This window comes from Paenibacillus sp. PastM-3 (genome assembly GCF_029893965.1).
Classification (GTDB): domain Bacteria; phylum Bacillota; class Bacilli; order Paenibacillales; family Paenibacillaceae; genus Paenibacillus_AQ.
In genome coordinates, this window is sequence record NZ_JARXXP010000013.1 from 110,873 (window position 1) to 129,396 (window position 18,524).

18 protein-coding genes are annotated in these 18,524 nt (G+C 53.7%); 1 reads left to right on the forward strand and 17 read right to left on the reverse strand.

Annotated features, from left to right (window positions below):
- Positions 1-5: 5 nt before the first annotated feature.
- The gene (locus M2108_RS18590) at positions 6-866 is read right to left on the reverse strand and encodes a DegV family protein (protein WP_277470816.1); all 861 of its coding nucleotides are present in this window, start codon (positions 864-866) and stop codon (positions 6-8) included.
- 29 nt (positions 867-895) lie between these two features.
- The gene (locus tag M2108_RS18595; protein WP_277470815.1) at positions 896-2,668 is read right to left on the reverse strand and encodes a DAK2 domain-containing protein; all 1,773 of its coding nucleotides are present in this window, start codon (positions 2,666-2,668) and stop codon (positions 896-898) included.
- A gap of 191 nt (positions 2,669-2,859) precedes the next feature.
- Between M2108_RS18595 and rpmB the strand changes: the two genes are divergently transcribed.
- Positions 2,860-3,048 (forward strand): 50S ribosomal protein L28, encoded by a 189-nt coding sequence (gene rpmB, locus M2108_RS18600; RefSeq protein ID WP_036686205.1) that lies wholly within the window; start codon positions 2,860-2,862, stop codon positions 3,046-3,048.
- A 107-nt stretch (positions 3,049-3,155) separates the two neighbouring features.
- On the opposite strand, the gene spoVM is transcribed toward rpmB, so the two are convergent.
- The 15 genes from spoVM to M2108_RS18675 all read right to left on the reverse strand — a co-directional run bounded on the left by spoVM (position 3,156) and on the right by M2108_RS18675 (position 18,492).
- Entirely contained in the window at positions 3,156-3,236 is an 81-nt protein-coding gene (gene spoVM, locus M2108_RS18605; protein WP_020431362.1) for a stage V sporulation protein SpoVM, read from the reverse strand.
- A 209-nt stretch (positions 3,237-3,445) separates the two neighbouring features.
- Complete coding sequence (gene rpe, locus M2108_RS18610; RefSeq protein ID WP_277470814.1) at positions 3,446-4,114, reverse strand: ribulose-phosphate 3-epimerase; 669 nt, start codon at positions 4,112-4,114, stop codon at positions 3,446-3,448.
- Positions 4,115-4,117: 3 nt separating this feature from the next.
- Positions 4,118-5,023: a ribosome small subunit-dependent GTPase A gene (rsgA, locus tag M2108_RS18615; protein WP_277470813.1), complete on the reverse strand. Its 906-nt coding sequence runs from the start codon at positions 5,021-5,023 to the stop codon at positions 4,118-4,120.
- Between the two features lie 117 nt (positions 5,024-5,140).
- Positions 5,141-7,423: a Stk1 family PASTA domain-containing Ser/Thr kinase gene (pknB, locus tag M2108_RS18620; protein ID WP_277470914.1), complete on the reverse strand. Its 2,283-nt coding sequence runs from the start codon at positions 7,421-7,423 to the stop codon at positions 5,141-5,143.
- Entirely contained in the window at positions 7,420-8,196 is a 777-nt protein-coding gene (locus tag M2108_RS18625; protein ID WP_277470812.1) for a Stp1/IreP family PP2C-type Ser/Thr phosphatase, read from the reverse strand. Before M2108_RS18625 ends, pknB begins: the two co-directional genes overlap by 4 nt.
- Before the next feature lie 6 nt (positions 8,197-8,202).
- Entirely contained in the window at positions 8,203-9,243 is a 1,041-nt protein-coding gene (gene rlmN / locus M2108_RS18630; protein ID WP_277470811.1) for a dual-specificity RNA methyltransferase RlmN, read from the reverse strand.
- Between the two features lie 165 nt (positions 9,244-9,408).
- Positions 9,409-10,890, reverse strand: coding sequence for a 16S rRNA (cytosine(967)-C(5))-methyltransferase RsmB (gene rsmB / locus M2108_RS18635; RefSeq protein ID WP_277470810.1), 1,482 nt, complete (start codon positions 10,888-10,890; stop codon positions 9,409-9,411).
- Positions 10,891-10,898: 8 nt separating this feature from the next.
- Positions 10,899-11,837: a methionyl-tRNA formyltransferase gene (gene fmt / locus M2108_RS18640; protein ID WP_277470809.1), complete on the reverse strand. Its 939-nt coding sequence runs from the start codon at positions 11,835-11,837 to the stop codon at positions 10,899-10,901.
- Positions 11,838-11,842: 5 nt separating this feature from the next.
- Positions 11,843-12,328, reverse strand: a complete 486-nt coding sequence (gene def / locus M2108_RS18645; RefSeq protein ID WP_277470808.1) for a peptide deformylase — start codon at positions 12,326-12,328, stop codon at positions 11,843-11,845.
- 62 nt (positions 12,329-12,390) lie between these two features.
- Positions 12,391-14,922 (reverse strand): primosomal protein N', encoded by a 2,532-nt coding sequence (priA, locus tag M2108_RS18650; protein ID WP_277470807.1) that lies wholly within the window; start codon positions 14,920-14,922, stop codon positions 12,391-12,393.
- Positions 14,922-16,157: a bifunctional phosphopantothenoylcysteine decarboxylase/phosphopantothenate--cysteine ligase CoaBC gene (gene coaBC / locus M2108_RS18655; RefSeq protein WP_277470806.1), complete on the reverse strand. Its 1,236-nt coding sequence runs from the start codon at positions 16,155-16,157 to the stop codon at positions 14,922-14,924. Before coaBC ends, priA begins: the two co-directional genes overlap by 1 nt.
- Positions 16,158-16,440: 283 nt before the next feature.
- Positions 16,441-16,641 carry a DNA-directed RNA polymerase subunit omega gene (rpoZ, locus tag M2108_RS18660; protein ID WP_277470805.1) on the reverse strand — a complete coding sequence of 67 codons (201 nt, stop codon included), beginning with the start codon at positions 16,639-16,641 and terminating at the stop codon, positions 16,441-16,443.
- A 55-nt stretch (positions 16,642-16,696) separates the two neighbouring features.
- Entirely contained in the window at positions 16,697-17,266 is a 570-nt protein-coding gene (gmk, locus tag M2108_RS18665; RefSeq protein WP_090716573.1) for a guanylate kinase, read from the reverse strand.
- An 18-nt stretch (positions 17,267-17,284) separates the two neighbouring features.
- Positions 17,285-17,545, reverse strand: a complete 261-nt coding sequence (gene remA, locus M2108_RS18670) for an extracellular matrix/biofilm regulator RemA (protein WP_006209218.1) — start codon at positions 17,543-17,545, stop codon at positions 17,285-17,287.
- A 50-nt stretch (positions 17,546-17,595) separates the two neighbouring features.
- Complete coding sequence (locus tag M2108_RS18675; protein ID WP_277470804.1) at positions 17,596-18,492, reverse strand: YicC/YloC family endoribonuclease; 897 nt, start codon at positions 18,490-18,492, stop codon at positions 17,596-17,598.
- Between the last annotated feature and the right edge of the window lie 32 nt (positions 18,493-18,524).

Here is an 18,524-nt window from a genome sequence, read left to right on the forward strand (position 1 = left end):
CCTATTTACGCGGGCCAAATGAACACGGCTAGCGTTCCGTTGCCGACATGACTGCCTACGACCGGACCAATGTTGGTCAGCACCTTCTCTTCCAGAGTGAAGTGCCCAGCCAGTTCATTCAGAAATTCTTCGCCGTAAGCCGGTTCCGCCGTATGACCCACGGCCACGTTGATTTTGTCTATACCCGGCAGATTGTTCTTGAACAGCTCGATCATCCGGGCAACCGCCTTCTTGCGGCCCCTGACCTTCTCCACCGCATAGATAATGCCCTCGTCATCAATGGAAAGAATCGGCTTGATATTCAGCAGCGTACCGAGAAATGCAGACGCTTTACCGATTCTGCCGCCCTTCTGCAGATATTCGAGCGTATCTACAAGGAAGTACAGCTTACGGGACTGCCGGAGCTTCTCCACGGCTTCCAGTATTTCAGCCGGACCCTTGCCTTCAGCAGCCATCCGGCCTGCAGCCACTACCATGAACCCGAAACCGTAGGAAGCGGACAGCGAATCCACTACTGTGATATGGTCCCCTTCCTCCTCGAGCATAGACTTGGCAAGCACTGCAGACTGATAGGTTCCGCTCAGTCCGGATGAAATGTGGAAGGACAGAACCGGGCTGTCCGGATAGCGCTCCATAATGCTGCGGTACACATTCATGTACTCGACCGGTGACGGCTGCGAGGTTGTCGGCAGCTGCTGTGAGCGGGGAAGGCGCTCATAGAATTGCTCCGGTGTCATATCCAGATTATCCCGGAAAGCCTGTTCGCCGAACATTAGCGTTAGCGGCACGACCTCAATGCCGTATGCCTCCGCCAATGACGGCGGGATATCTGATGTGCTGTCTGTGACAATAACCGTACGATTCATGGATTTCCTCCCCAAACTATAATATCAACCTATGGTTCTACAGAGAAAAGATAGTAGTACAACGGCTGTCCGCCTTCGTGTACTTCCACTTCGACCTGCGGATAAGATTCCTCCAGCCAGCTGACGAGCGATTCTGTAACCCCTTCATCAGCTTCAGCACCGGTCAACACAGTGACGATTTCATCACCGTTAACAAGCATGGTATCAAGCAGCGCCTGGCTTGCCGCAAGCAGCTCGTCGGATGCCGCTACAATCTTCGAATTGGAAATCCCTATGAATTGTCCGGATTTGATCTCAAGCTCCTCAATAACCGTATCCCGGACCGCATTGGTTACCTGCCCCGATTTCACCTGGGAGATGGCTTCCAGCATGCTTTCCGTATTGGTCTCAACGGCGTCGTCTTCCTGGAAGGCAAACGCTGCTGCAATCCCTTGCGGAATGCTCTTGCTTGGAATAACAGTAACCTCACGTTCGCTTTCAAGCAGATCTTTGGCCTGCTGTGCTGCAAGGACGATATTAGAGTTGTTCGGCAAAAGATATACATGCTTGGCAGAGATGGAGGAAATCGCATTTACAAAGTCCTCGGTGCTCGGATTCATCGTCTGCCCGCCGGCCAGCACGACATCGACGCCAAGACTTTTGAAAATCTCGGAAATGCCGTCTCCGGATGATACAGCGATGAAGCCGTAAGGAGCGAGGTCATCTGCCGGAGGAACCGCAGGCGCCTGCACTGTGCTGTGCTCCTTCGGAATCTCGGCGAACAGCTCAGGCATTGGCGCAATATCCATTCCGGCCGTCAGCAGGTCACGATGCTGCTCACGCATGTTCAGGATATGAATCTGGGTGATCTCTCCGTAAAGAAGCGCGAGGTTAAGCACATCACCCGGAGTCTTCGAATGCACATGAACCTTAATGGTTTCGTCATCGGAAATGACAATAATCGAGTCGCCGTTGACTGATAACGCTTTCCGGAATTTCCCTTCATCGAAATTTGCTCCGGTACCGCCAAGCTGGCGGTTAATAAAAAACTCCATATCATATAAGAATTCAATATCTTCCGTATGAAGCTGGGACTGGGCAGAGGACTGCACAGATGAAGGTACATTTACCGGCTTGGTCAGCACAGGTGCCGCTGCGGCAGGTGCGGGAGCTTGTCCCTGTACAATAGGCTGCACAGCCGTGCTTCCGCTGGTCAGATACTGATGGAATCCTTCATAAATGTAGACGAGACCCTGCCCGCCGGAATCCACAACGCCGACTTGCTTCAGAACGGGCAGCAGTTCCGGGGTATTCGCCAGCGCTTCTTTGGCTTTGGCCAGCACCTCCGTCATGAGCTCCGTAATATCGGTAGTACGTCGTGCAAAGTAGACGGCATGTCTGGCTGCTTCTTTGGCAACGGTAAGAATGGTGCCTTCTACAGGCTTGACCACTGCTTTGTAGGCTGTATCCACACCGGTCTGCAGCGCTGCTGCGAACTGCTGCGTGTTCAGCTCATCATATTGGGCGGCGTAGCGTCCAAGACCTCTGAACAGCTGTGACAAAATAACGCCGGAGTTCCCCCGTGCGCCCATCAACAGGCCTTTGGAGAGTACTCCTGCACATTGACCGACCGAGGCGGTATTATTCTTTTTCAATTCGTTCGCACCTGCGGTCATCGTCAGATTCATATTTGTTCCTGTATCCCCATCCGGTACCGGAAATACATTCAAGGAATTGACGTGCTCTGCATGCTGCTGCAGCTTCTCCGCGCCGGCAAGTACCATTGCGGTAAAATCTGCTCCGTTTATAGAACGCTTACTCAATGAGAATTCCCCTTCCTAACTTCATGCCTAATCAATTCCATGATCAACTGGACATAATGCACTAATTTATATTGTACTATAAGAGCTAAAAGAAATAAATGTTTTTGAATCGGTTGACGTAGCAAATTTTGCTGTGATATTATATTTAAGTATTGTTTTATGCAGGTGTAAGTAACAAGGAGGTGTAATCTATGTCCCGCAAATGTGCAGTAACTGGCAAGAAGCCGAGCAGCGGTAACCACGTGTCTCACGCTAACAACCGCAACCGTCGTTCTTGGGGAGTTAACGTTCAGAAGGTCCGCATTCTTGTGAACGGCAAACCGAAACGCGTGTATGTCAGCACCCGTGCTTTGAAAGCCGGTAAAGTTGAGCGCGTTTAGTCCTTGGAATTTTTCCAGGATCTAGCGATCTTTCATATGAATGAAGCAAAAAGCACCCTTTACTTTCGTAAGGTGCTTTTTTTCATGTTTTCTGTTTGGTTATAAACTCAGCTCTTCTGAAATGTGTTCAAGATTGCTTTAACAAAACCTCCCAAAAATCTTGGCAGCTTAAACGTGTAAAATTTCATTATTAACCCTCCCATCAATTGTTGCCGTACGGTAGGAGACTACCCGGAATTCATAATACTCATATAACCCTGACGAGGTGCAGACCTCCCTTGAAGTACAAAAAAAAGGCTACATGAGATTTCTGCTCATGTAACCATATTTATGCGGCCATAACTTGGCCTATTACCTTAATCGGTTAATCCCCTTAATGCTTGGCTTTCTGGAAGGATTATCGGAGTGCAGCCTCTGCCGCCTCCCGGATGGCCTGTATGGCGGCTGCGCGGTCAGGACGTCCAAATACGGCATTGCCTGCAACCAGCACATCGGCGCCGGCCTCAGCCACCAGTCCCGCGGTTGCCTCTGCTATTCCGCCGTCCACCTCGATCCGCAGATTAGGATGATTGATTTCAGCAGCCCATTCACGGATCTGCCGGATCTTGCGCAGGGTATTCGGAATAAAGGCTTGTCCACCGAAGCCAGGATTCACTGTCATCACCAGTACCATGTCCACATCCTCAAGCACTTCACGCACAGCCGAAGCCGGCGTTGCCGGATTAATGGCTACACCGGCCATCAGGCCCAGCTCTTTAATCTGATGGATCACCCGGTGAAGGTGTACACAGGCCTCTGCATGTACAGTAATGACGGATGCGCCGGCAGCGGCAAAATCCGCGATATACCGTTCAGGGTGTTCAATCATCAAATGAACATCAAGCGGCAAAGACGTATGTGCCTTTACTGCTTTGACAATCGGAGGGCCGAGTGTAATATTCGGCACAAAGTGGCCGTCCATTACATCAACATGTATCCAGTCTCCGCCGCTGGCCTCAGCAACGGCAACCTCAGCACCGAGGGCGGCAAAATCTGCGGATAAAATGGATGGAGCGAGTAAGATCATAAGTTAGTACCTCCGTTTCTTGTCCTTCATCTCATTATAAAACAGCTTGTAATGCTCGTAGCGGCTGTCCGCAATTTCTCCGGCCTGCCAGGCCTCTATGACCTTGCAGCCCGGCTCATGCAGATGGCTGCAGCCGCGAAACTTGCAGCTCTCCGCATAGGAGGCGAACTCCCTGAAGCAGACAGACAGCTCCTCCACTCCCAGTTCCAGAAAATCCAGCTGGCTGAAGCCGGGAGTATCCGCTACGAACCCCCCGCTGCCGATATCGATCAGCTCGACATGACGGGTCGTATGGCGCCCGCGGCCCAGACGCATGCTGATTTCGCCTGTCTCCAGCTCAAGATTGGGCACAATCCGGTTCAGCAGTGTTGATTTGCCGACACCCGACTGTCCGGAGAACACACTGATGACGCCGGCCAGTCTCGTTCGCAGCTCCTCGCTGCCTGAGCCGTCAAGGGAACTGGTAACCAATACCTCATAGCCGATTTTTTCATAGAGGTCCTTCACCTGGGCCGTTGCCTGCCCGTCATCCTCAGCCAGATCCTGTTTGGTCAGCACAATCAGCGGCTCCAGGCCGGAGTGCTCGATGTGTACCAGAAATTTATCCAGCAGATTCAGGTTCATATCCGGCTCACGAACCGAGAATAGCAGTACCGCCAGCTTGACATTAGCAACCGGCGGCCGGATCAGCTCGGATTCCCGGGGCAGGATTTCGTCAACCATCCCCTCACCGTTCTCGGTCAGAATATAAATAATACGATCGCCTACGAGCGGTGAAGTCCCTTTTTTCTTCAGGATTCCCCGGCCCCTGCACTGAACTGCCTCTTCTTCTGTCACAATGTTTCCGTCATGCAGCGGCTTCACGTAATAATAGCCGCTCAGCGCTTTAATGATTATACCTTCAGGCATACATAATGAGCCTTCCTCTCCTGATTTTGCACAAATGACCCAAGCTTAGAATCAACCCGGGTCACCCTGCTGCTTCAGCCGGCCCTGTTGTACAGGAATGACTGCTGCTTATCTCTGTTAATGATCTTTACTCTTGTCTTTATTATTACCGTTCCCGTTGCCTTTTTCGTTGCTTTTATCGTTGCTTTTATCATTGCCTTTATCATTGCCTTTATCATTGCCTTTACCATTCCCGGCCTGCTTGACCTGGACCGCTTCATTTGTCAGAAATCCGGTCTGGTCAACCTCATCCGGATTCTCTCCTTCTCCGGAATCCGGTGGCAGAATCTCCGGCTCAATTGTCGGTTCGGGCGGTGCCTGGGTCGGCGCTACAGTCGGCTCAGGCGTCTGGGTTGCAGGCGGCTCAGGCTGCTGGACTGTACCATTCTTCGCATCTGAATAACGGACTTCAAAGGCCTCGATATATTCACCGTCCTGATAAATGGAAACCGCCCCGTCCTTATTAGGTGCAAGGACCAGATTCACGGACAGTACCTGTGACTTGGCAATTGTCCGTGTTCCCCATTCCTGAGGCTCACCGTTATTGCGGGCATCGGAATAGACAATCCGGATTTGGGTCTTTTTGCCTTCACTGGATGGCGCCACCGGCACGTTGAACGTATAATTCAAAGCTTCCGGCGGGTATCCGGTACTTACAGATACAGAGATCTTATCACCCGGGGATACCAGATCACCCTGCTCATAAGGCCACTGCTTGGTGATTTTTCCTTTTTCGATGGAATAACTGGTATCCTCGCTGACTTCATCCAGAACCAGCCCCATCTCTTCCAGGATGGCCTTGGCTTCCTTCTGTGTCTTGTTCGTCAGGTCTGGCATCGGCTTGCTCTCCTGGCCTTTGCTGACAAATATAACAAACGAGGCTGTTTCCGGATCATATTCGCTGCCTTCCGCAGGCTCAGAGCCGATAACCTGCCCCTCAGGGAAGTCTTCGCTGAACCGCGGGTCCTGGCTGATCCGGCTTTGGTCCACACCATCCGCCACAAGTGCTTTTACAGCATCCTCATAAGTTCCGCCGGTGAGCTTCGGCACGGTCGAAGTTGGCTTGGCCGTACTAACCGTAAGAATAATGTGAGTGCCTTCCTTGACCACAGTGCCTTCCTTCTTATTTTGCTCCCAGACGACATTCTCGTCAAAGTTAGGATTGTACAGCTGCACAACCGGGTCTTCCACTGTAAGGCCGATTTCTTCAAGCATTGCAGTCGCCTCTTCAAGAGAATGGTTAATTACGTTAGGCACGGTTACTTCTGCAACAACCAGCTGTGACCTGACATACCAGGCCACACTGCCCATTGCAATCAGCAGGAGCAGCGTTAAGCCGACCCATAATGCCGGCATGCCCCATTTCCGCTTCCCTTTCGGCTGGTCCGGAACGTCCTCATCATCCTCATTCCGGCGCATCCGGTCCTCTCCGCCTCCGCTGCGGCTGCCCAGTGTATGCTGGATCGGCTTGATTGCCGGAATAATCCGGGTCCGTTCTTCATCATCGTCATCATGAAAGGATGCCTTGGCCTCACTGCGCCGTTCCGGCAGCAGGCAGGTCTCCAGATCATGGAGCATCTGCTTAGCTGACTGATAGCGCTCGTCCGGATTTTTACGCATGGAACGCAGGATTACATTCTCAACGCTCTGCGGAATCAGCGGATTCAGCACACGCGGCTCCTCAAATTCCTCCTGCAGATGTTTGAGCGCTACACTGATCGGGCTTTCGCCCAAAAAAGGCAGCACACCGGTCAACATCTGGTAGAGTACAATGCCGAGTGAATACAGATCTGATTTCTCCCCGGTGGTTACCCCCTTGGCATGCTCCGGTGAAAAATAGTGCACTGAGCCGACTACCGAGCCTGTCTGCGTTATGGTGGTTGAAGTAACCGCACGGGCAATTCCGAAATCTGTTACTTTGACCCTTCCGTTACGGCCGATCAGAATATTATGAGGCTTGATATCCCGGTGGATAATCTGGTTCTGATGGGCATGATCCAGCGCATCGCAGATCTGGGATGCGATCCTTATGGCTTCATCCACCTGTAGCGGTGCCCGTTCTTTGATGATCTCGTTCAGGTTCTTGCCTTCCACATACTCCATAACAATATAATGCACATCCTCTTCCTGGCCTACATCGTAGATGCTGACCACGTTGGGATGCGACAAGGAGGCAGCCGACTGCGCCTCGCGCCGGAAGCGGCGGATAAACTCCTCATCATGCACAAACTGGTTTCTCAGTACTTTTATGGCGACGTTCCGGTTAAGCAGGATATCATGGGCTCTGTAGACAAGCGCCATGCCGCCTCCCCCGATCCGCTCGATGACTTGGTAACGGCCGCCCAATTCGTGACCGATCATCTGTTCCACTCCTTTGTCTCGGGCACAGCGGCCTCTCCTTGGTGTTCTAACATAGCGACGCTGATATTATCGCCGCCACCGGCAAGCAATGCCAGTTGAAGTAAGCGGTCCGCTCTTTCCTCTAAAGGGATCTCGTGGATGCCCGCGACCTTGCCCAGATGCTCCTGGCTGACAAAATTGCTCAGGCCGTCACTGCACAGCAGCAGCAGCTCACCTGGAGCAAGGCTTACAGGAGCCAAATCCGCCTCTACCTCGGCATCGGTTCCCAATGCCCTGAGCAGCACATTGCGGCGCGGATGGCTGCCGAGCTCCTCCAGGCTGATCTGGCCGTTCTTGAACAGCTCATTGACCAGTGTATGATCCTCGGTTAACTGAATTGCGGCACTGTCTTTGATTAGATAAGCTCTGCTGTCCCCGATATGGCCGATATAACCTTCAGCCCCGTTAAGCAAAGCCGCAACGACAGTAGTCCCCATGTTATGGTACTTCTCATCACGGGATGACTCAATAAAGACCGTACGGTTGGCTGCAATAATTGCGGAAGACAATGCTTCACTGAGCTCTCCGCCCGCCCTTTCAGGCGGCAGATCGTCCAGCGCGTTCCGCATGGCCTCCAGAGCCAGCCGGCTGGCCGTATCTCCGGCCAGATGCCCCCCCATCCCATCGGCGATAATACCAAGGGTATAACCGTGGCGCGTAGCGCCTATCCAGACCGAATCCTCATTGACGGTACGTACCCGTCCGACATCGCTGGCATGAACTGTTCTGATCAAATATCCTCACCCCAACTCCATATGTTTGGCGCGCAGCTGTCCGCATGCGGCCGCAATATCATGGCCCTGCTCACGGCGGATTGTCACGTTCACACCATGGTCGGCCAGGATACGCTGAAATTCAAAAATATCATTGCGGGAAGTCCGCACGTACTTGCGCTCCGGCACATGGTTGACCGGAATCAGGTTGACGTGGCACAGCATCGTCTTGAGAACACCCGCCAGCTCCTTGGCATGTTCAGGCTGGTCATTAACCCCGCCGATCAGAGCGTATTCGAAGCTAATGCGGCGGCCTGTCTTGGCCTGATAATAACGCAGTGATTCAATTACATCGTCAAACGGGTAACGCCGGTTAACCGGCATCAGCTTGGAGCGCAGCGCATCATTAGGAGCATGGATAGAAATCGCGAGATTGATCTGGGTGTCTTCGTCGGCGAATTTGTAGATGTTCGGTACGATACCGCTTGTAGAGACGGTAATGTGCCGTTGTCCGATATTCAGCCCCTTTTCATGGATCATCAGCCGCAGGAATCTCATGGTAGCATCGTAGTTCTCGAACGGCTCGCCTGTTCCCATGATTACGATACTGCTGACACGCTCGCCCCGGGCATCCAGAATTTGCTGGGAGCGAACCACCTGGGCAACAATTTCACCGGCAGTCAGGTCGCGCTTTAGCCCGCCCAGCGTGGAGGCGCAGAACGTGCAGCCGATCCGGCAGCCTACCTGTGTCGTAACACATACGCTGTTACCGTAATTGTGTTTCATAATAACTGTTTCGATTGCATGATCATCATGCAGGCCAAACAGGAATTTCACTGTTCCGTCCTTGGATTCCAGCTTCGTAATTTCAGTCAGGGCGTTTATTCTGAACTGTTCATCCAGCTTTGCACGCAGCGCCTTGGACAGGTTGCTCATCGATTCAAAATCATTGACACGCTTGACATAGAGCCAGTCAAAGATCTGTCCCCCGCGGAAAGCCGGTTCTCCGTTGTCCTTTGCCCACTGCTGCAATTCTTCCAAACTAAAATCATATATTAAAGGTTTCATTATTATTAGCACCTGTTCTTTCATCAAATTATATTCTCAAGGATATGCGTATTATTTATCATTCTTCCTATTTTAACACAAAATTCAGAGACGGTAAAAGAAAAGCCCGCCGCGCACCAGAATCTGCGGGCGGGTCCTCTGTTAAAATTCAGCCGTTCTGCCGACTTACAAGAGTCGCTGCAGACGGGCGATATAGAATCCGTCGCTGCCGAAATGCTGGGGCAGCAGCTGGATGCCGTCGCCGGCAGCAAGCGCCGTATCCTTGGTCCGCTCCCATACCGGAGAACTGAAGCTTACCGGAACGAAGTCCGGGTTCTGCTTCAGAAAAGCGGACACAATTGCACTGTTCTCCGCCTGCTCCGTCGTGCAGGTGCTGTAGACCAGCACTCCTCCCGGCTTCAGCAGCCTGGAGACGGACTGCAGCAGCTCTGCCTGCAGTCCGGCAATGCTGTCTACATCCTCCGGCTGCTTGCGCCATTTGAGATCCGGCTTGCGCCGGATTACTCCGAGCCCCGAGCACGGGGCATCCAGTAGAATCCGGTCAAAAGACTCTGCCGGCAGCTCACCGGCAAGCTCAAGCGCATCTGCGCTGCCTGTCGTGATGCAGTCCAGCCCAAGGCGCGCTGCCTGATCGGAGATTAGCCTGGCCTTGTGGGGATGAAGATCGTTGGCATAGATATAGCCATCGTCCTTCATCAGTTCGCCCATATGGGCGCTTTTGCCGCCAGGGGCAGCACAGCAGTCAAGGACTCTCATACCAGGCTCCGGAGCGACAGCTTCCGCAACCAGCATTGAGCTTTCATCCTGTACGGACAGATAACCGTCCGAATACCAGGAGGTTAACGCGAGATTGCCGGCTCCCTTAACTATAATGCCGTACGGGCTTAACCTGGAAGCAGCCGCATTGATTCCCGCCTCCTGCATCTCTTCAAGCAGCTTGTCCCGGCTGATCATTGTCGTATTCACCCGGACGCTGACAGCCGGCGGTTCATTATTGGCGGCGCACATCGCTTCTGCTGTTCCGGCTCCATACTCAGCCGCCCAGCGCTCTACCATCCATAAAGGATGGGAGTAGAGGATAGAGATTCGCTCAGTTTCGCTGAGGCTCTTTTTCAGTACCGGCAGCTCACCGGCGCGCAGCACGCTGCGCAATACTCCGTTAACCATCCCGGAGATGCCCTGATGGCCGCGTTTCTTGGCTATATTAACCGCCTCATTGACAGCAGCATGCGGCGGAATGCGGTCCAGATACATGATCTGATACAGGCTCAGCCGCAGCAGATTGCGCACCCAAGGCGTCAGCTTGGCGATCCCCTTGCTTACAAAATCCTCAAGCACGTAATCCAGTGTAATCAACCGGGACAATGTGCCATATACCAGCTCTGTAGCCAGCCCGGAATCCTCACGGCTGAGTCCGGACTTTTGCAGGCTGCTGTTCAGCAGGAGGTTGCTGTAGGCACCCTCCTGCTCTACCCGGACCAGCACATCAAGCGCCACAGCGCGGGATGAAGCTGCCGGACGTGTTCCCCTGTCCGCGCTTTTCCCGGCTGCCCCGCTTCCGCCTTGCACCCGGCTGCCCTGCGGCTTGGCGGAATCGCCATTGTGTCCGGGCCGCTGTCCGCTGCGTCCCGGGCCGCCTCCATTCATGCCCGCGCTCAACCCAGCACCGTTCCGGGACTCATAGCCGCACCGCGGCTGAAGTCACCGGCGCTCATCGCTTTTTTGCCTGCCGGCTGCACAGAGGTCAGCAGCAGTGAACCGTCACCGGTGCTCACCTCTACACCGCGCTCATTGACTGCAAGCACTGTGCCCGGTGCTTTGGAAGCTGCAGTCTGCCGGTCAGCAGGCTTAGCAGCCGCCCATATCTTAAAGGTTTCGCCGTTCCAGAGAGTGAACGCCCCGGAGAAGGGGACAAGTCCCCGGATCCGGTTGTAAATGTCACGGGAGCCTGTATTCCAGTCGATCCGCTCATCATCGCGGCTCAAATTCGGCGCATAAGTGGCTTCATTGTCATCCTGCTGCACTGCTTCAACTCGGCCCGCTGCCAGCTTAGGCATCTCCGTCTTCAGCAGATCACGTCCGGCCAGGCTCAGCTTTTCAAACAGATCGCCTGCAGTGTCCTCATCTCCAATCGGCACTTCGACACGGGAAATCATATCACCGGTATCCAGCCCTTCAGCCATATACATCAAAGTTACACCGGTTACTGTCTCCCCGTTGATGATGCAGCGCTGGATCGGGGCACCCCCGCGGTATTTCGGCAGCAACGAGCCATGGACATTAACACAGCCGTTGCGCGGCAGATCAAGCACACTTTTAGGCAGAATCTGGCCATAAGCGGCTGTAACAATCAGATCAGGAGCATAGGCAGCAAGCTCTGCCACTGCTTCCGGCCGGCGCAGCCGCTCCGGCTGCAGCACCGGAAGCCCTAGCGATAGGGCGGCCTCCTTCACCGGAGTAGGCATAAGCGTCTTCTTGCGGCCCTGCGGCCGGTCGGGCTGTGTAATTACAGCCACCACATCATAACCTTCCTCCACAAGCATTTTCAGGGAAGGCACGGCAAAAGCCGGTGTGCCCATGAATACAATTTTCATTCGATTCACTCCCCGGACTCGTTGTGCTCAGCAGTGTACTCATAAACCTTCTCAGCAATATCGGTAAATAAAACTCCGTTGAGATGGTCAATTTCATGCTGGAATGCGCGGGCCAGAAGGCCGCTGCCCGTAATGGTAACCTCATTGCCTTCACGGTCAAGACCGCGTACAGTTACTGTCTCTGCCCGGCGGACATCGCCGTTTAGTCCAGGAATGCTCAGGCAGCCTTCCGGTCCGAACTGTTCGCCTTCTGTACTTATGATCTCCGGATTGATCAGCTTGATCAGTCCGTGCTCCTCATCGGCATCTACAACGATCAGACGCTTCAGAATTCCTACTTGAGGCGCAGCAAGGCCAACCCCTTCCGCATCGTACATCGTATCCGCCATATCATCAAGAAGCTTCTGGACATTCGGGGTCACTTTCGTTACAGCTTTTGCTGTTTTGTGCAATACCTCATCCGGTTCTTTTACAATTAATCTGATTGCCATTACACGTACACCATCCTTGTTCTGAACATTCTATAATCACTATATTGTATCACGCCATAAAACTACATCAACATCTGCGGATCTACGTCGATACTGATCTGCAGGTTGTTGTCGCGGACCGAATCTTCCAGCTCCTCGGCAATCTGGCGGGCCAGCCCGATGGCATCGATTGCCCCCCGCCATTTGATAATACACTGGAACCGGTATCTTCCTTTCAGCTTCGGCAGCGGTGAAGCGACAGGTCCTAGCAGGTCAAGCGCATCCGCGGACAGCTTGTCCAGGCTGGCGAACCAGCGGAGCTGTCTTGCCCGTCCCTGCAGATTCAGCGCGTAATTCTCTGCCATCTTCAGCAGCAGCGGAAGCTGCTCGTGCGAGAGGGTGACGAGAATCAACCGGCAGTACGGCGGGTAATGCAGGGCTCTGCGGTGCTTCAGCTCTTCGCGGACGAAGGAGTAATAGTCGTGTCCGCTGGCATGCACGATCGAGTAATGCTCCGGCGTGTAGGACTGCACGACAACTTCACCGGGAAGCTGATGTCTGCCGGCCCGGCCAGCCACTTGCGTAAGCAGCTGGAAGGTCTTCTCCCCGGCCCGGAAGTCCGGCAGGTTCAGTGCAGAATCTGCGGTTATGACTCCGACAAGGGTTACATCCGGAAAATCCAGCCCCTTGGCCACCATCTGTGTGCCAAGCAGGACGTCGGCCTTTTTGTCGCGGAACTGGTTCAGCAGCTTCTCATGCGAGCCCTTCTCTGTTGTCGTATCCACATCCATCCGGATAACCCGGATACCGGGGAAGAGCTTGCCCAGCTCTTCCTCCACACGCTGGGTTCCTGTCCCAAAAAAGCGGATATGCTCGCTGCCGCATTCCGGGCAGACCTTTGGCGAGGGCTCTGCGTGACCGCAGTAATGACAGCGCAGATTGTCACTGCGGCTGTGATAAGTCAGCGAAATATCGCATTCGGGGCAGGTGGCTACATAACCGCAGCTGCGGCACATGACAAAGGTGGAGAAGCCTCTGCGGTTCAGGAGCAGTACGGTCTGCTCCCCTTTCTCCAGCCTGCTCTCCAGTGCAGCGTGAAGTCTGCGGCTGAACATTGAGCGGTTCCCTTCCTTCAGCTCATCGCGCATATCCACCACATGCACCTTCGGCAATTCATTTCCAAGGGCACGGGTTGGCATCTCCAGCAGTACCGGCGAGAAGTGAATGTCACTCTGGGCTCTGGCTGCATGATAGCTCTCCAGTGAAGGAGTGGCAGAGCCAAGAATAACCGCTGCCCCGCCCTGCTCTGCCCTGCGGACAGCCACATCGCGGGCATGGTATTTCGGATTCTCCTCCTGCTTATAGGAGGATTCATGCTCTTCATCCATAATAATCAGCCCCAGGTTGGCAAACGGGGCAAATACCGCCGAGCGGGCCCCGACGGCAACCATCGCTTTGCCTTCCCTGATCTTGCGCCACTCGTCATAACGTTCACCGACAGACAATCGGCTGTGCATAACCGCTACGCCGCTGCCGAACCGTCCTTTGAACCGTTCGACCATCTGCGGGGTGAGCGCAATTTCCGGCACAAGCACCACAGCCTGTCTGCCCTGATCCATAGCACGCTGTATACACTGCAGATAAATCTCCGTTTTTCCGCTGCCGGTAACCCCGTGCAGCAGAAAGACCTCATGCTGCTGCTCATCAACCGTCCGGGCTATCCGCGTGAAAACCTTCTGCTGCTCAGGTGTAAGCGGCAAAGGTGAGCTTGACTTAAAGTCGCGGCCCCGGTAAGGATCGCGGTAAACTTCAATTTCACTAATTTCAATGTAGCCCTTTTCTTCCAGCGCCTTGACCGTACCCGCCGTAACCTGCAGAACGGCCAGCAGATCCTTCATCGGCATGGGCAGCATCTGCTCCATCTCAACCAGAAAGGACAGGACGTCTTTCTGCCGGGCCGACCGCGCCGGGAAGGTGCTGAGCGATTCGCGGGCTGCAGCCAGCCCGATCGCCAGGTCAACAGCCTTCAGCTTCTTCTTGCCCATTTTGTCCTTGATGGACTGGCTCTCGGTAAGCACGCCCCGGCGCAGCATAAACTTGACAGTCTCTGCAGCTCCGGGAAAGCTGCGGGTCAGCTGCTTCATGGACACTTCTCCGGCTTTTCTGACGAAATCAATGATCGTCCGCTCCTCCAGATCCTCCTCCAGGAACAGCGGAAACAGTTCATCTGCCGGCTTATCCGCAGCTTCAGCTTCTTCGCCCAGAGAGATCAGGCGTTCAGCCTTGCCTTTGAGCGCGGTAGGCAGCATAGCCTGCAGGGCAGAGATCCGCCGGCAGGCATAGCGCTGGCTCATCCAGTCCCCTAATTCAACCAGCTCCGGAGACAGCGGCGGGAGCAGGTCAAGGACCTCCTGGATCGGCTTAAGCCCGGAAGCCGTCCCGGTCTCTCCGGACTCCAGCGAAACGACGAATCCCTGTACTGTGCGGTGTCCGAAGGGAACCGCTACACGGCTGCCGACTTCGATCCACAGCCGCAGAGCATCGGGAATAGAGTAGTCGAACGGCCGGTCGGTGCTGCGTACAGGAACATCGACAATGACCTTCGCTATCTCCATTATCGTGTTACTCCGGTTACCCGTTCAGCCGCAAGTGTCAGCAGTCGGCGCGCCACCTCGTCCTTGGAGCTGAGCGGAAGATCCAGCACCAGTCCGTCCGCATCGTAAATGGACACAATATTGGTATCCGTGCCAAATCCGGCGCCTGCTCTGGACACGTCGTTTGCAACGATCAGATCCAGATTTTTGCGGACCAGCTTATCCTTGGCATAATATTCGGCATTGCCCGTTTCAGCGGCAAAGCCGATCAGAAACTGGTTCTCCTTCACCTTGCCCAGACTCTCCAGGATGTCGGTGGTCTTAACCAGCTCAAGCGTCATGGTATCCCCGCTCTTTTTAATTTTGGCATCCGCACTGTGCTTCGGACGGTAGTCGGCTACAGCAGCAGCCTTAATGAGAATATCGCAGCTGTTCCAGCGGCTGATAACCTCATCCAGCATGGACTGTGCCGATTCCACCCGGACCAGGGTAATTTCAGGATCCTGCGGCGGCGCTTCGTCTGTCCGTGCCGCGATCAGGGTTACCTCTGCGCCCATGGCCCGCGCAGCACGGGCGATCGCAAAGCCCATCTTGCCGGAGGAATCATTGGAAATATAACGGACCGGATCAATGCGTTCAACAGTTCCGCCTGCGGTAACCATCACTTTTTTGCCGCTTAAAGGACCTTTAACTCTATCAGCCTGAATGTTGAAATATTGCTCGACCACACGGACAATCGACTCCGGCTCCTCAAGTCTGCCTTTGCCTACATAGCCGCAGGCCAGCAGCCCTTCGCCGGGTTCGATAAACTGCACGCCGCGTGAAGCCAGTGTATTCATATTGCTGACTACAGCCGGATGCTGGTACATATGCACATTCATCGCCGGCGCAACCATGACAGGTGCAGTAGTGGCAAGCAGCGTGGTGGATAGCATATCATCAGCCAGGCCATGTGCCATCTTGGCAATTATATTGGCGGTTGCCGGTGCAACCAGCACCAGGTCGGCGGAACCGGCCAGATCAATATGAGAGATCGAAGCGGGGTCACGCTCCTGGAAGGTATCACTGTATACCCGTTGTTTGGACAGCGACTGAAAAGTCAGCTCGGTAATAAACTGCTTGGCCGAAGCTGTCATAATCACATGAACCTCGGCCCCCTTCTGGGTCAGCTTGCTGGTCAAGGCTGCCGCCTTATAGGCAGCAATGCCCCCTGTAACGCCAAGGATAATGGTTTTGCCTGTTAAGCTGTTCAACATAATCCCCCCTGTTTCAAGCCTGTATCAGGCTCCATTGAACCTGATCTGACAATCAATAGCCGGATGATAGCCGGAATCGGCCTGAACCGGCAAGAAGAAACGGCTGCGCCGCCTTCTATCAAGGTTGGCACCCGTTTCTAAAAAAATAACAACCTTCCGGTTGTCAGGAACAGCCCGGGTACGGGCTACATATGACATTATACTACATAAATCCGGCTAACCGGAGCAGAAACAGCTGATATAGCGGAGCCGGTTCTGCTGCAGGTGTAGCAGAAAGTGCGACCTACTCTTCGCCCCGTGTTACAACAATACGGTCTTCGTAGATTTCTTCCAATGCAACGCCAACGAACTTGTGCGATTTAGGCGCTTTGACATCAGTTTTGCCGCCTTCACGGAGCAGTCTTGCCCGGCGGGCTGCAGCGACAACCAGCGAATACTTGCTGTCAACCTTGTTCATCATTTCATCAATAGACGGATATAGCACGTAAGACACCTCTTCATCATTTACTGTAAATATGGTTCAATCCTGGCAGCGCTTATTATCTTACTTTGCAGTGCTCGGCGATAATAATGCTCTCAATACGTTTGCAGGCGAGGTCGATCTCATCATTCACTACGGCGTAGTCATAGTGCCGGATCAGGCCAATCTCATCCTCGGCAACAGACATGCGGTGGCTGATTACATCAGGATGCTCCGTACCGCGTCCGCGGATGCGGTCCTTGAGCTCATCCATCGAAGGAGGCAGCAGGAACACAAAGATTCCCTCAGGAAACTTCTCCTTGACCTTCAGCGCACCCTGAACCTCGATCTCCAGAATGATATCCTTGCCGCTCTCCAGCGTCCGTTCCACAAAATCACGCGGAGTCCCGTAATAATTCCCTACATATTCTGCATATTCCAGCAGCTGGTCTGCTTCAATCATTGCCGCAAACTCATCTCTGCTCTTGAAAAAATAATTGACTCCGTTCTCTTCGCCTTCCCGCGGACTCCGGGTGGTGGCAGATACGGAATAGACAAGCTCGGGCATTTTGGGTCTCAGTGCTGTACACACTGTGCCTTTGCCAACGCCGGATGGTCCGGATAAAATAATCAGCAATCCTTTTGACATAGTACACTCCAATTGTTGTTATTCGTCGTTATCGTCATCTTTACTGGACAGACGGTGTGCCACTGTCTCCGGCTGAACGGCCGAGAGGATGACATGGTCGCTATCCGTGATGATGACGGCCCGCGTCCGGCGGCCATAGGTTGCATCGATCAGCATATGCCGGTCTCTTGCTTCCTGGATAATACGCTTGATCGGTGCAGATTCCGGGCTGACAATGGAAATAATACGGTTGGCCGACACGATATTCCCAAAGCCGATGTTAATTAATTTGATTGCCATGTTCCGGTTGTTCCCCCCATAAGTTACATCATTGCTTGCCGAAAATTCTGTTACTCCATATTCGCCGCCTGCTCACGAATCTTCTCCAGCTCCGCCTTCATCTCGAGCGTGAGATTCACCAGATTCAGATGATTGCATTTCGACCCGATTGTATTCGTCTCCCTGTTCATCTCCTGGATGAGAAAGTCCAGCTTGCGTCCAGCCGGCTCACTTCCATCAAGCAGGGCTCTGCATTGTTCAAAATGACTGTGCAGCCGGGTAAGCTCTTCATCTATGTTACAGCGGTCGGCAAAAATAGCAATTTCCATTCCGAATTTATGCTCTTCAAATGGGAACGTTCCGTCATTCAATTCGCTCAGCCGCTGCCGCAGCTTATCGCGGTATTCACTTACAACTGCCGGGGCAAGGCTTGCCATCGCCGCATGCAGCTCTTCAAGATGGACAAGCCTGCGCGACAGGTCGGCCGCAAGATAGCTTCCTTCCCGGGCACGCATCTGAAGCAGCGACTCCAGGCTCTGCGTTAATCCCCGCTCAAGCATCTCGGACCATTCTTCAGGTGAACCGGCTGATACAGCCGCCGGCCCCTCCTTCAGTTCCATAACACCGGGCATAGAGAGTATATCACGCAAAGTCAGCTCTCCCGCAAGCCCGAACTCCTTCTTCAGCGCTTCTGCCGATTCCAGGTAGGATTTGACCGCTTGACGGTTCAGCTCCTGCAGGGCAGCCGCCTCATCCGCGGTCTCCCTGTTAATGATTACATCTACCCGTCCACGACTGATATGGTTCTGCACTGTCTTGCGCAGCATATCCTCATAAACCGTCCAATCCCGGGGCATCCGCAGCACAACTTCGCAGTACCGGTTATTCACCGATTTGACTTCGAACGTAATCTTGTAACCGCCGAATTGCAGGGATGTTTGACCGTATCCGGTCATGCTAAATGACAACGGAATCACATCCATTACACTATTGTAATTGA